This window comes from Streptomyces sp. NRRL WC-3549 (assembly GCF_000721935.1).
GTDB lineage: Bacteria > Actinomycetota > Actinomycetes > Streptomycetales > Streptomycetaceae > Streptomyces.
Genome location: NZ_KL585408.1, coordinates 32646 through 46115, shown reverse-complemented (window position 1 = coordinate 46115; position 13470 = coordinate 32646). Strand labels below are relative to the sequence as shown.

Sequence of the window (13470 nt, the reverse complement as noted above, 5' to 3'; positions counted from 1 at the left end):
CCCGCCGCTCTGCTGGTACAGCACACCGACCAGCAGCGGGCCGGGGGCCGCGATCAGGTAGCCGGTGGACTGGGCGAAGGCGGACAGCCTGACCACTCCGGCTCCGGTCCGCGCCCGCATACCGATCATGGTGAGGGCGAGCGGGAAGGCGCAGTTGGCGATGCCGAGCAGCAGCGCCCAGAGCCAGGCGCCGCCGACGGGCGCGAGGTAGAGGCCGAGGTAGCCGACGAGTCCGCAGGCGCCCAGGACCAGGGCGATCGGCCCCTGGTTGCGCAGGCGGGCGGCGGCCCGCGGGATGACGAAGGCGAGCGGTACGCCCATGGCCATGATCACCGCAAGCAGGACACCGGAGGTGCCTGCCGAGACCCCGGCGTCACGGAAGATCTGCGGCACCCACTGCATGGTGATGTACGCGGCCGTGGCCTGGAGGCCGAAGAAGCAGGCCATCGCCCAGGAGGTCCGGCTCCTGGTGATGCGCAGAGCGACGGGCGGCGGGCTCCCGGCCACCGGTCCGGTCGTGTCCCTGCCGGCCCGCAGGAACGGCGTCCAGGGGAGGATCGCGACCCCGGCGAGCGCGGCCCAGACCACGAGTCCGGTCCGCCAGTTGCCGCCCAGCGCGTCGGTCATGGGCACGGTGAGGGCGGCGGCGAGCGAGGTCCCGAGGGCCAGGGCCATCGAGTAGAGGCCGGTCACGGAGCCGACGCGGTCGGGGAACCAGCGCTTGACGATGACGGGCATCAGGACGTTGCTGACCGCGATGCCCATGAGGGCGAGGGCGCTGGCGGCGAGGAAGCCGGCGGCGCCGCCCACATACGGGCGGAGCAGCAGCCCCGCCGCGATGGCCATCATGCCCACGCAGACGACGGCGCCGGGGCCGAACCGGCGGGCCAGCCGCGGCGCCATGAAGCCGAAGAGAGCGAAACAGAGCGGCGGTACGGAGGTGAGGACGCCGGCCAGGCTGCCGCTCATGTGCAGCCCGTCACGGACCTCCTTCAGGAGGGGGCCGAGGCTGGTGATGGCGGGCCGCAGGTTGAGCGCGGCAAGGACGAGGCCGACGGTGACCAGACGCAGCAGCCAGGGGGACGGTCCGGAGGCGGCCTTGTCCGTGCCGGAGGCCGTGGGCGGGGCGGGTGTGGGGTTCAGGGTCGGAGACTCGTCATGACGCATGGGGTCCATCATAGAATCATGGGATGATTGGCTGTCCACTTCGACCTCCCTGCCGGATCGGGGCGGACGGTCGATCCGACAGCCCAGACACCCCGGGGGATCCCTTCCGGGGCAACGAGCAAGGAGCACCATGGCGCTGACGTCTCCGCGGCGTTCGGCTCTCGCCGACCAGGTGATTGCCCAGCTGAGGAACCAGATCACGACGGGCGAGTGGCCGGTGGGCTCCCGCATCCCGACCGAGCCGGAGCTGGTCGAGCAGCTGGGGGTCGCCCGCAACACGGTGCGTGAGGCGGTGCGCGCCCTGGCGCACAACGGGCTGCTGGACATCCGCCAGGGCTCCGGTACGTATGTGGTCGCCACGAGCGAGCTGGCGGGAGTGATGCACCGCAGGTTCGCGGACGCCGACCCCCGGCACATCGCCGAGCTGCGCTCCACGCTGGAGTCCTCGGCGGCCCGGCTGGCCGCCCTCCGGCGTACCGACCGGGACCTGCGGCAGCTGGACGCGCTGATGGCGCGGCGCGAGGAGACCTGGGCCGCGAGGGACGCGGAGGCCTTCGTCGCCGCCGACGCGACCCTGCACCTGGCGGTGGTCGCGGCCTCCCACAACGACGTACTGACCGAGCTCTACGCCGACCTGAACGATCTGCTCCGTGACTACCTGCGGGGCGACGTGGGGACGGAGCTGCGCCCGGAGGACCACGTGGACCACGCCCGGCTCGTCGAGGCGATCCGGGCGGGCGACGCGGAGGCCGCCGCCGCGGAGGCCGCCGGTCACGCGTTGAACTGCCTGCGGGACCGGGTCTGAGGGCCGGCCGTCTCACGAGACGTGGTGGCTGACCCAGGCCCGGCCGACCTCTTTCCAGCACCGGTCCTCGAGCCGTACGGTGCGGCCCGGCTGCACCGCGACCGCGTCGGCGTCGGCGTCGACGTCCCACCAGCGGGTGCACTCGGTGTGGAGCTGGACGAGGTCCGTCGTGGGATAGGGGTTGTGGCAGTAGGCGACGACCCGCGAGCCGTCGACGGTCGTCCGGCATTCCGCGCCCGAGGGTTCCGGGGACGGCGCCGCGGGCGCCGCGGCGCCTCCCCCGGCGACCCGGCTCGCCGCGCTGACGGCGACGGGGGTGAGGAGACCGGCGACGGCCACTGCCGCGGCCACCAGGGCCCAGGTTCGGCGACGTGTGGAGCGCACAACGTTCTCCTCCCCACAGCCTGACCAAAAGTCCGGTTCCTCCACATTCTGCGGTGAGGCGGTCATCTTTTCGACCTGAGACACGGCTCCGCCGGTGACCACCGTCCTCCCGGACGCACGACGGCCGCGTACCGCTCCTCCGCGCGGAGGAGCGGTACGCGGCCGTGGGCGGTCCGCCGGGTCAGGCGCCCATCATGTGCACGCCACCGTCGACGTGGATGATCTCGCCCGTCGTCTTGGGGAAGAAGTCCGAGAGGAGGGCGACGATGCCCCGGCCGGCCGGCTCGGCGTCGGCCATGTCCCACTCCAGCGGCGAGCGGTGGTTCCAGACGTCCGCGAGACCGTCGAAGCCCGGGATGGACTTGGCGGCCATGGAGCCGAGCGGTCCGGCGGAGATCAGGTTGCAGCGCAGACCGTCCTTGCCCAGGTCACGCGCGAGGTAGCGGGAGGTGGCCTCCAGGGCCGCCTTGGCCGGGCCCATCCAGTCGTACTGGGGCCAGGCGAACTGCGCGTCGAAGGTGAGGCCGACGATCGAACCGCCGTCGCTCATCAGCGGCTTGCAGGCCATGGCGAGCGACTTCAGCGAGAACGCCGAGACGTGCATCGCCGTGGCGACCGACTCGAAGGGGGTGTTCAGGAAGTTGCCGCCGAGCGCGTCCTGCGGCGCGAACCCGATGGAGTGCACCACGCCGTCCAGCGAACCGAGTTCGTCCCGGACCAGGCCGGCCAGGCGGTCCAGGTGCTCGTCGTTGGTGACGTCGAGCTCGATGACCTTGGCCGGCTTGGGGAGCTTCTTCGCGATGCGCTCGGTCAGCGTCGGCCGGGGAAAGGCCGTCAGGATGACCTCGGCGCCCTGCTCCTGGGCCACCTTCGCGGCGTGGAAGGCGATGGACGACTCCATCAGCACACCCGTGACGAGGATGCGCTTGCCGTCGAGAATTCCGCTCATGGTGATCAGTGACCCATGCCCAATCCGCCGTCAACGGGAATGACGGCTCCAGTGATGTACGACGCGTCGTCGGACGCCAGGAAACGCACCGCGGCGGCGATCTCGCCGGGCTGCGCGTAGCGGCCGAGCGGCACCTGCGACACGATGCCCTTGCGCTGCTCGTCGGTGAGCACCTGGGTCATGTCGGTGTCGACGAACCCGGGCGCCACGACGTTGAACGTGATGTTCCGCGAGCCGAGCTCACGGGCGAGCGACCGGGCGAAGCCGACCAGGCCCGCCTTGGACGCCGCGTAGTTGGCCTGTCCGGCCGACCCCAGCAGGCCGACGACGGAGGAGATCAGGACGACGCGGCCCTTCTTGGCGCGCAGCATGCCGCGGTTGGCCCGCTTCACGACGCGGAAGGTGCCGGTGAGGTTGGTGTCCACGACGGACGTGAAGTCGTCCTCGGACATCCGCATCAGCAACTGGTCCTTGGTGATACCGGCGTTGGCCACCAGCACCTCGACGGGGCCGTGCTTCTCCTCGATCTCCTTGTAGGCCTGCTCCACCTGTTCGGCGTCGGTGATGTCGCACCGGACCGCCAGGCAGCCCGCGTCGGTGAGCGCCTGGGGCGGCTCGCCGGAGCGGTAGGTGATCGCGACCTTGTCGCCGTTGTCGGCGAAGGCGCGGGCGATGGCGAGGCCGATGCCCCGGTTACCTCCGGTGACGAGAACCGAGCGGCTCAACGGATCACCCTTTCCTTGACGGTCTGGTACGCCGAAAACCTATCGGTACCGTGCCGTGCGAGGAGACTCGGCCCCTGACAGCGCCTTCGGCACGGCACTGTCGGGTTCCTACAGCAGGACGCGGTCCGCACACCTGGCCGAGGAACCGGACGCCGCACCGGGGCGGAGGGGGCCCCGGCCCGCGAACCGGTGGCCGCCCGGCGTGGCCGCCCTCCATGATTCACTTCCAGGACCGTCTCAGAAGGGGAGGCCCGCGTGGTCCACGAGGTAGATCAGTCGTTCCTGGCCCTGCCGCTGCGGGCCCTCGCGGACGCGGCGCTCGCCCGGGCCCGCGCGCTGGGCGCGGTGCACGCCGACTTCCGGTTCGAGCGCGTGCGCACCGCCTCCTGGCGGCTCCGGGACGCCCGGCCGTCCGGCGCGTCGGACACCACGGACCTCGGGTACGCGGTCCGGGTCGTGCACGGCGGGGCCTGGGGGTTCGCGTCCGGGGTCGACCTGACGATGGACGCGGCGGCGAAGGTCGCCTCCCAGGCCGTCGCCATGGCCAAGCTGTCGGCGAAGGTGATCGCCGCGGCCGGCTCCGACGAGCGTGTGGAGTGGCGGACGAGCCGGTGCACGGCGAGCGGACCTGGGTCTCCTCCTACGACGTCGACCCGTTCTCCGTACCGGACGAGGAGAAGGCCGGACTGCTCGCCGAGTGGAGCTCCCGGCTGCTGGCGGCCGACGGCGTGGCGCACGTGGACGCCTCCCTCACGACCGTCCACGAGAACAAGTTCTACGCGGACACCGCCGGCACCGTCACCACGCAGCAGCGGGTGCGCGTGCACCCGCAGCTGAACGCCGTGGCCGTGGACTCCTCGACCGGTGAGTTCGACTCGATGCGGACGCTCGCGCCGCCGGTCGGACGCGGCTGGGAGTACCTCACCGGCACCGGCTGGGACTGGGACGGCGAGCTGGAGCGGATCCCCGGTCTGCTGGCCGAGAAGATGCGCGCGCCGGGCGTCGAGGCGGGGACGTACGACCTGGTCGTCGACCCGTCCAACCTCTGGCTGACGATCCACGAGTCGATCGGCCACGCCACCGAGCTGGACCGCGCGCTGGGCTACGAGGCGGCGTACGCGGGCACGTCGTTCGCCACCTTCGACCAGCTCGGCAGACTGGCGTACGGCTCCCCCGTGATGAACGTGACGGGCGACCGCACCGCCGAGCACGGGCTCGCGACCGTCGGGTACGACGACGAGGGCGTCGAGGCGCAGTCGTGGGACCTGGTCAAGGACGGCACGCTGGTGGGCTACCAGACGGACCGGCGGATCGCGAGGCTGACGGGTCTGGGCCGTTCCAACGGGTGCGCGTACGCGGACTCCCCGGGCCATGTGCCCGTACAGCGGATGGCGAACGTCTCCCTGCGGCCCGACCCGGGCGGGCTGTCCACGGAGGACCTGATCGGCGGGGTGGAACGCGGGATCTACGTGGTCGGCGACCGCTCCTGGTCCATCGACATGCAGCGGTACAACTTCCAGTTCACCGGCCAGCGGTTCTTCCGCATCGAGAACGGCCGGCTGGCCGGCCAGCTGCGGGACGTCGCGTACCAGGCGACGACCACGGACTTCTGGGGCTCGATGGAGAAGGTCGGCGGCCCGCAGACCTACGTCCTGGGCGGCGCCTTCAACTGCGGCAAGGCCCAGCCCGGCCAGGTCGCGGCCGTCTCGCACGGCTGCCCCTCCGCCCTCTTCCGGGGCGTCAACATCCTCAACACGGCGCAGGAGGGCGGGCGATGAGCCGCGTCAGCAAGCCTCACGAGATCGTCGAGCGGGCGCTCGAACTGTCCACCGCCGACGGCTGTGCGGTCATCGCGGACGAGTACTCCTCCGCCAATCTGCGCTGGGCCGGCAACGCGCTCACCACGAACGGGGTGACGCGGGGCCGGTCCCTGACGGTCGTCGCCACGGTGGACGGCGCGCAGGGGACGGCGTCCGGTGTGGTGTCGCGGTCGGCCGTCACCCCGGACGACCTGGAACCGCTCGTACGGGCCGCCGAGGCGGCGGCCCGCGCCGCCGGACCGGCCGAGGACGCCCAGCCGCCGGTCTCCGGCGTCCCGGCGTCCGCGGGCTTCACGGACGCCCCGGCCGAGACCGGCTCCGCCGTCTTCGGCGACTTCGCCCCGGCTCTGGGCGACGCCTTCGCACGGGCCCGTTCCGGCGGACGCGAGCTGTACGGCTTCGCCAACCACGAGATGACCTCCACCTACCTGGGTACGTCGGCGGGGCTGCGGCTGCGCCACGACCAGCCCAACGGGACGCTGGAGCTGAACGCCAAGTCCCCCGACCGCACCCGGTCGGCCTGGGCCGGGCGGGCCACCCGCGACTTCGAGGACGTGGACCCGGCCGCTCTCGACGCGGAACTCGCCCGGCGGCTGCGCTGGGCGGAGCGCCGCACCGAGCTCCCGGCCGGCCGGTACGAGACGCTGCTGCCGCCGACCGCGGTGGCCGACCTGCTGATCTACCAGTACTGGTCGGCCTCCGCCCGGGACGCCGCCGAGGGCCGTACGGTCTTCTCGCGGCCCGGCGGCGGGACGCGGCTCGGCGAGACGCTGTCGCAGCTCCCGCTGACCCTCCGCAGCGACCCACGCGAGCCGGGTCTGGAGTGCGCGCCGTTCGTGCTCGCCCACTCCTCCGGTGACTCCGCCTCGGTCTTCGACAACGGGCTGCCGCTGGAGCCGACCCGGTGGATCGACGGCGGCGGTGGACAACCTGGTCATGGACGGCGGCGGCGACCGGTCGCTGGAGGAGATGGTGGCCGCGACGACCGGGCGGGCCCTGCTGCTGACCTGCCTCTGGTACATCCGCGAGGTGGACCCGGCGGCGCTGCTGCTGACCGGGCTGACCCGGGACGGGGTGTACCTGGTGGAGGACGGCGAGGTCGTCGGCGAGGTGAACAACTTCCGGTTCAACGAGTCGCCGGTCGGCCTGCTGTCCCGGGTCTCGGAGGCGGGCCGCACCGAGCGGACACTGCCGCGCGAGTGGGGCGACTACTTCACCCGGGCCGCGATGCCGGCCCTGCGCATCCCGGACTTCCACATGAGCTCGGTCAGCCGGGGCGTGTGACCCCCATAGACTGACCGGGCAATCATTCGAACCCTTCGAGGAGAGAAACGACCGTGACGGACATCGTCGACGAGCTGAAGTGGCGCGGGCTGTTCGCCCAGTCCACGGACGAAGACGCCCTGCGTAAGGCTCTCGCGGACGGCCCCGTCACGTTCTATTGCGGTTTCGACCCGACCGCGGCCAGCCTGCACGTCGGCCACCTGGTCCAGGTGCTCACCATGCGCCGGCTCCAGCTCGCGGGCCTCAAGCCGCTCGCCCTGGTCGGCGGGGCCACCGGCCAGATCGGTGACCCGCGGCCGACCGCGGAGCGCACGCTGAACGACCCGGAGACCATCGCGGCCTGGGTGCAGCGGCTGCGTGGCCAGATCGAGCCCTTCCTCACCTTCGAGGGCCCGAACGCCGCGACGATGGTGAACAACCTGGACTGGACCGCGGGCCTCTCCGCGATCGAGTTCCTCCGGGACATCGGCAAGCACTTCCGGGTCAACAAGATGCTCACCAAGGACTCGGTCGCCCGCCGGCTGGAGTCCCAGGAGGGCATCAGCTACACCGAGTTCAGCTACCAGCTGCTCCAGGGCATGGACTTCCTGGAGCTGTACCGGCGGCACGGCTGCATCCTCCAGCAGGGCGGCAGCGACCAGTGGGGCAACCTCACCGCGGGCATCGACCTGATCCACCGCCTGGAGCCGGGCGCCCAGGTCCACGCGCTGGCGACGCCTCTGATGGTCAAGGCGGACGGCACCAAGTTCGGCAAGTCCGAGAGCGGCGCCGTCTGGCTCGACCCGGAGATGACCACGCCGTACGCGTTCTACCAGTTCTGGCTGAACGTGGACGACCGGGACATCTCGACGTACATGCGCATCCTCAGCTTCAAGAGCCGCGAGGAGCTCCAGGAGCTGGAGCAGCTCACCCAGGAGCGTCCGCAGGCCAGGTCGGCGCAGCGTGCGCTGGCCGAGGAGCTGACGACGCTGGTGCACGGCGGCGCGCAGTGCGCGGCGGTCATCGCGGCGTCGAAGGCGCTCTTCGGCCAGGGCGACCTGGCCGAGCTGGACGAGGCGACGCTCGCGGCGGCGCTCTCCGAGGTGCCCCACGCCCGGGTCGCCGAGCTGGGCCCGGTGGTGGACCTGCTGGTGGAGGTCGGACTGTCCGCCAGCAAGTCGGCCGCCCGCCGCACGGTCAAGGAGGGCGGGGCCTACGTGAACAACGCGAAGGTCACGGACGGCGAGGCGGCTCCGGGCCGCGAGGAGCTGCTGCACGGGCGCTGGCTGGTCCTGCGCCGGGGCAAGAAGAACCTGGCGGCCGTCGAGGTCGCGGCCGGCTGACCCCCGGCCGGGGGCCGGACGGACGCCGAGGCCGGTCACGCGTGACGCGTGACCGGCCTCGGCGCTCTGCTCTCCGGGTCAGGTCCTCTGCCTGTCGCCCCTGCGGCCCCTGATCGCCTGCCACAGCATGTCGCCGACCGCGACGATCACGATGGCGCCGATCAGCTGGAGCACATGGCGCGTCCAGTCGATGCCCTTGGTGTGGGAGACGCCGAGCCATCCCGCGACGGCGTTACCGAGGATGCTGCCCAGGATGCCGAACACCACCGTCAGCCACAGCGGGATGTTCTGCTTGCCCGGCAGGATCCCCCGGGCGATGACACCCAGTACGAGACCCACGATGATTGCCCACAGCCAGCCCATGTCGCCTCCTCGTGCTGCGCGGTGTGCGCACGTTCGACCAGTCTCGGCCCACCGGGCGTGCGGCGCATGCCGGACGGGGCCGTACGTGGCGCGGCGGACGTGGCCCGGCCGGGGCGGGACGCCCCCGGTCCCCAACCCGGCGGATATCGGGCGTACCGTAGGAGCCGCCCGGTACGGAGGCGGCCGGCGGAGCGATCTGGTGGTGGGACATGATGCGAGTTCAGAGGGACGCCGAGGTCTTCCGGATCACCGGCGCCCGGCAGTCACTCGCCGACGACGTGCGGGGCAGGCAGCGGCGCTACATCATCTCGATGTCCGTGCGGACCGTCTCCGTGGTGCTGGCCGCGACGCTCTGGAACGTCGAGAGGCACGTGGCGGTGGTGGCGCTCGTACTGGGTGCCCTGCTCCCCTATGTCGCGGTGGTCATCGCCAACGCGGGCCGTGAGAACGCCCCTTCGCTCCCCTCGACGTTCGTGCCCGCACCGATGCGTCCCGCCCTGGGGGCGGCTCCCGGGGACGGGGTCGCCGGGCCTGTCCCGGAATCCGGGACATCCGGTACCGCCAAAGGCGCACCCGGCCCGGAATGAGTTCCCCCGGTGTCCACCCGGAGCGGGAAAGCTCAAGAAAAGCTCAGATCAATCATCGGCATCCCGTGCACCGCGCCCCGGTGCCCGTGACATACTGCGTACGCGCTCCGCATCCCCCGTCGGAGCGACGGACCGACGCCGGGCAGCTCCCCCCGTGGCTGCCCGGCGTCGCCTTGTGCCCGGCGGGGACGCGGTGGGGCGGCCCGTAGGGTTGGTGTCGTGAACTTCCCCGATACCCCCGCCGAGAGCGCCACCGGCGCACCCGTCTGCTCCGCCAAGGGCTGCCGTGCCGACGCGGTCTGGGTGCTCGCCTGGAACAACCCGAAGCTGCACACCCCTGAGCGCCGCAAGACGTGGCTGGCCTGCGAGGAGCACCGTGAGCACCTGTCCTCGTTCCTCGGGGTGCGCGGTTTCCTGAAGGACGTCGTGCCGCTGGCCGAGTGGGAGCCGTCAGCCGCCGATCGCTGACATCGGGCGGTCGGGCTGGAGGAAGGCGGGGTCGTCGAGCCCCGAGCCCGCCTTCTTGCCCCACATCGCGTGCTTCCAGATCCCGGCGATCTCCTCGTCGGACGCGCCGGAGCGCAGGGCGCCGCGCAGGTCCGTCTCCTCCCGGGCGAACAGGCAGGTGCGGACCTGCCCGTCCGCGGTGAGCCGGGTACGGTCGCAGGCCCGGCAGAAGGGCCGGGTCACGGAGGCGATGACGCCGACGCGGTGCGGACCGCCATCCACCGTCCAGCGCTCGGCGGGGGCGGAGCCGCGCTCGTCCCCGCCCTCGGCGGTGAGGGTGAAGCGGGTGCGCAACGAGGCGAGGATGTCCTCGGCGGTGATCATTCCGTCGCGCTTCCAGCCGTGCTGGGCGTCGAGCGGCATCTGCTCGATGAAGCGGAGCTCGTAGCCGTGGTCCACGGCCCAGGCGAGCAGGTCGGGGGCCTCGTCGTCGTTGAGTCCGGGCATGAGGACGGAGTTGACCTTGACGGGGGTGAGGCCTGCGTCGCGGGCGGCCAGGAGTCCTTCGAGTACGTCCGTGTGGCGGTCGCGGCGGGTGAGCGTCTTGAAGACGTCGGGGCGCAAGGTGTCCAGGGAGACGTTGACGCGGTCGAGGCCGGCCGCCTTCAGGGCGGCGGCGGTGCGCTTGAGGCCGATGCCGTTGGTGGTGAGCGACATCCGGGGCCGGGGCTCCAGGGCGGCGCACTGCTCGACGACGGAGACGAGTCCGGGGCGCAGCAGCGGTTCCCCGCCGGTGAAGCGGACTTCGGTGATCCCGAGTGCGGTGACGGCGACGCGGACGAGGCGGACGATCTCCTCGTCGCTCAGCAGGTCCGGCTTGGCCAGCCATTGGAGGCCCTCTTCGGGCATGCAGTAGGTGCAGCGCAGGTTGCACTTGTCGGTCAGTGAGACACGCAGGTCGGTGGCGACCCGGCCATAGGTGTCGATGAGCACGTGGCCCCCTCCCGGTGATGTCCGCGGTTGTGGTCCGGCGTCTTCGACCCTACGCGAGACCTGTGACAACGGGCGGGGCCGAACGGCACGAGATGCGGCCCGGCCCCGTCGTAGGGACCTACGACGGGGCCGGGGCCGCACGGTGGGACGTCAGTGGGCCCCGGTGCCGGTGAGGGACTTGACCTCCAGCTCGGCGTACTTGTCGGGGTCCGGCTCCTCCTTGGAGACGACGGAACCGATCCAGCCGAGCAGGAAACCCAGCGGGATGGAGATGAGGCCCGGGTTCTCCAGCGGGAACCAGGCGAAGTCGACGTCCGGGAACATCGAGCTGGCCTTCCCGGAGACGACCGGGGAGAACAGCACCAGGACGACGGACGAGGCGAGACCACCGTAGATGGACCAGAGGGCGCCCTGGGTGGTGAACCGCTTCCAGAAGAGGCTGTAGAGGATGGTCGGCAGGTTGGCCGACGCGGCGACGGCGAAGGCCAGGGCGACGAGCCCGGCGACGTTCAGGTCGCGGGCCATGGCGCCGAGGGCGATGGAGACGATGCCGATCGCGACGGTGGCCCAGCGGGCGGCACGCATCTCCTCCTTCTCGGTGGCCTTCCCCCTGCGGATGACGTTGGCGTAGATGTCGTGGGCGAAGGAGGACGAGGAGGCGAGGGTGAGTCCCGCGACCACGGCGAGGATGGTCGCGAAGGCGACCGCCGAGATCACGGCGAGCAGGATGGCGCCGCCGGTGGTGCCGACCCCGCCGAGGTACTCGGCCAGCTGGGGGGCCGCCGCGTTGCCCGCCGGGTTCTTCGCCTTGATCTCGTCCGGTCCGATGAGCGCCGCGGCACCGAAGCCGAGGGCGATCGTCATCAGGTAGAAGGCGCCGATGATGCCGATGGCCCAGTTCACGGACTTACGGGCGGCCTTCGCGGTGGGCACGGTGTAGAAGCGGATCAGGATGTGCGGCAGTCCGGCGGTGCCGAGGACCAGGGCGATGCCCAGCGAGATGAAGTCCAGCTTGGAGACGCCGGTGGCGCCGTACTTGAGGCCGGGCTCCAGGAAGGCCTTGCCGTGGCCGCTCTTCTCGGCGGCGGTGCCCAGCAGGTCGGAGACGTTGAAGTCGAACTTCCACAGCACCATGAAGGTCATCAGCAGGGCGCCCACGATGAGCAGCACGGCCTTGACCATCTGCACCCAGGTGGTGCCCTTCATGCCGCCGATGGTGACGTAGAGGATCATGAGGACGCCGACCAGCGCCACGATGAGGATCTTGCCGGTGTCGCCGGTGATCCCGAGCAGCAGGGCGACGAGGACGCCGGCGCCGGCCATCTGGGCGAGCAGGTAGAAGATCGACACGACGATGGTGGACACACCGGCGGCGGTACGGACCGGGCGCTGCCGCATCCGGTAGGCGAGGACGTCGCCCATGGTGTAGCGGCCGGAGTTGCGCAGCGGCTCGGCGACGAGCAGCAGGGCCACCAGCCAGGCGACGACCAGGCGACGAGGAAGCCGATGGAGTAGAGGAAGCCGTCGTATCCGAAGAGCGCGATGGCACCGGCGATGCCGAGGAAGGAGGCCGCGGACATGTAGTCGCCGGAGACGGCGAGGCCGTTCTGGAAGGCGGTGAACTGGCGGCCGCCGGCGTAGAAGTCGGAGGCGCTCTTGGTCTGCCGTCCGGCCCAGACGGTGATGGCCAGGGTCGCGGCGACGAAGACGGCGAAGAGGCTGATGATCAGGGGCCGGTGCTCGGTCGTGGACGAGGCGGCGAGGACGGCGGAGTGGGCTGCGGCGCTCATGCGTCGGCCTCCAGACGGGACTTGATGGCCTCCGCCTTGGGGTCGATCTTCGTCGCGGCGTGGCGCGAGTAGAACCAGGCGATGAGGAACGTGGTGGCGAACTGGGCGAGGCCGAAGACGAAGGCCACGTTGAAGTTGGCGAAGACGGTGGCACCCATGAAGTCACCGGCATAGCTGGACAGCAGCACGTACAGCAGGTACCAGGCGATGAAGCCGATGGTCAGCGGGAAGGCGAACGACCGGTGGGCACGGCGCAGTTCACCGAACTCCGTGCTCTTCTGCGTCTCGACGAAGGCCTGGGTCGTCGGTTGGGCGGGACGGTGGTCCGTACTGCCCTGGGGCGGCGGTGCTTCGGTAGCCACGGATTCTCCTCGCGACACGGGTGCGGTGGTCTCGACGGTGGATTTCACAGGGGGAGTCCTCGGTGCGTCGGGGGGTGGCACATGACTCCCTGACAACGGCACGGAGGGCGCGGCGAAGCGGTTCACCACGGATCCACTCTTCTCGCACCCACGTACGGAGTAGTCGTCGCGCCCGGGTCCTCCGCGTGGTTCGGGACGGGGCGGTGAGCACCGCGGCCCGGCAGGTGTCCACGTGAGAGGTCCTAGGTCACACCTCGAACTCACTTGCCCGTATGCGTTGATGCTCCGGCATGATCAGCGATAGCTTCCATGGTCATGTACAGATCCGGACGCACCTCGCGTCCGGATCCTCGGGCACGGATGATGTGGAGAACCCATGGCTCATCTGGCATCCAGACGGACACGCGCACTCACGCTCCCCGTCGGACTGGCGCTCACGGCCTCGCTCGGCTTCCTGCCGGGGACCGCGGCT

11 protein-coding genes and 3 pseudogenes are annotated in these 13470 nt (G+C 71.2%); 6 read left to right on the top strand and 8 right to left on the bottom strand.

Translation table 11 applies throughout. The features are described 5' to 3' along the window. Positions 1-1167: CynX/NimT family MFS transporter (locus tag IH13_RS0119460; RefSeq protein ID WP_031086151.1), on the bottom strand; the 1167-nt coding region annotated here is incomplete at its 3' end. A gap of 130 nt (positions 1168-1297) precedes the next feature. Here IH13_RS0119460 and IH13_RS0119455 point away from each other — a divergent pair. Next, positions 1298-1972: a FadR/GntR family transcriptional regulator gene (locus IH13_RS0119455; RefSeq protein ID WP_031086149.1), complete on the top strand. Its 675-nt coding sequence runs from the start codon at positions 1298-1300 to the stop codon at positions 1970-1972. Positions 1973-1984: 12 nt separating this feature from the next. Here the strand turns inward: IH13_RS0119455 and IH13_RS0119450 are convergent, their stop codons facing one another. The 3 genes from IH13_RS0119450 to fabG form a co-directional block, all read right to left on the bottom strand. Further along, positions 1985-2356 carry a hypothetical protein gene (locus tag IH13_RS0119450; protein ID WP_031086146.1) on the bottom strand — a complete coding sequence of 124 codons (372 nt, stop codon included), beginning with the start codon at positions 2354-2356 and terminating at the stop codon, positions 1985-1987. Between the two features lie 181 nt (positions 2357-2537). Continuing rightward, positions 2538-3305, bottom strand: a complete 768-nt coding sequence (gene fabI, locus IH13_RS0119445; protein ID WP_031086144.1) for an enoyl-ACP reductase FabI — start codon at positions 3303-3305, stop codon at positions 2538-2540. A gap of 5 nt (positions 3306-3310) precedes the next feature. Then, a complete protein-coding gene (fabG, locus tag IH13_RS0119440; protein ID WP_031086142.1) occupies positions 3311-4030 on the bottom strand; it encodes a 3-oxoacyl-[acyl-carrier-protein] reductase in 720 nt (239 codons plus the stop codon). Positions 4031-4285: 255 nt separating this feature from the next. Between fabG and IH13_RS37900 the strand changes: the two are divergent. The 3 genes and pseudogenes from IH13_RS37900 to tyrS all read left to right on the top strand — a co-directional run bounded on the left by IH13_RS37900 (position 4286) and on the right by tyrS (position 8456). After that, positions 4286-5808, top strand: a pseudogene (locus tag IH13_RS37900) (TldD/PmbA family protein). Continuing rightward, a pseudogene (locus IH13_RS37895) lies at positions 5805-7134 on the top strand (metallopeptidase TldD-related protein). The pseudogenes IH13_RS37900 and IH13_RS37895 overlap by 4 nt, the downstream one beginning before the upstream one ends. A gap of 53 nt (positions 7135-7187) precedes the next feature. Then, complete coding sequence (tyrS, locus tag IH13_RS0119425; RefSeq protein ID WP_031086140.1) at positions 7188-8456, top strand: tyrosine--tRNA ligase; 1269 nt, start codon at positions 7188-7190, stop codon at positions 8454-8456. A gap of 78 nt (positions 8457-8534) precedes the next feature. On the opposite strand, the gene IH13_RS0119420 is transcribed toward tyrS, so the two are convergent. Further along, positions 8535-8819, bottom strand: a complete 285-nt coding sequence (locus tag IH13_RS0119420; protein ID WP_031086137.1) for a GlsB/YeaQ/YmgE family stress response membrane protein — start codon at positions 8817-8819, stop codon at positions 8535-8537. Positions 8820-9028: 209 nt separating this feature from the next. On the opposite strand from IH13_RS0119420, the gene IH13_RS0119415 reads away from it, so the two are divergent. Then, positions 9029-9406, top strand: coding sequence for a DUF3099 domain-containing protein (locus IH13_RS0119415; RefSeq protein ID WP_031086134.1), 378 nt, complete (start codon positions 9029-9031; stop codon positions 9404-9406). A gap of 219 nt (positions 9407-9625) precedes the next feature. Continuing rightward, positions 9626-9874: a hypothetical protein gene (locus IH13_RS0119410; protein WP_031086132.1), complete on the top strand. Its 249-nt coding sequence runs from the start codon at positions 9626-9628 to the stop codon at positions 9872-9874. Here IH13_RS0119410 and moaA read toward each other — a convergent pair. From moaA to IH13_RS0119395, 3 genes and pseudogenes are all read right to left on the bottom strand, one after another. Continuing rightward, the gene (gene moaA, locus IH13_RS0119405; RefSeq protein ID WP_031086130.1) at positions 9857-10846 is read right to left on the bottom strand and encodes a GTP 3',8-cyclase MoaA; all 990 of its coding nucleotides are present in this window, start codon (positions 10844-10846) and stop codon (positions 9857-9859) included. The two genes, IH13_RS0119410 and moaA, sit on opposite strands and share 18 nt — an antisense overlap. A gap of 150 nt (positions 10847-10996) precedes the next feature. After that, a pseudogene (locus IH13_RS37890) lies at positions 10997-12636 on the bottom strand (cation acetate symporter). After that, the gene (locus tag IH13_RS0119395; protein WP_031086128.1) at positions 12633-12998 is read right to left on the bottom strand and encodes a DUF485 domain-containing protein; all 366 of its coding nucleotides are present in this window, start codon (positions 12996-12998) and stop codon (positions 12633-12635) included. The pseudogene IH13_RS37890 and the gene IH13_RS0119395 overlap by 4 nt, the downstream one beginning before the upstream one ends. Positions 12999-13470 lie beyond the last annotated feature (472 nt).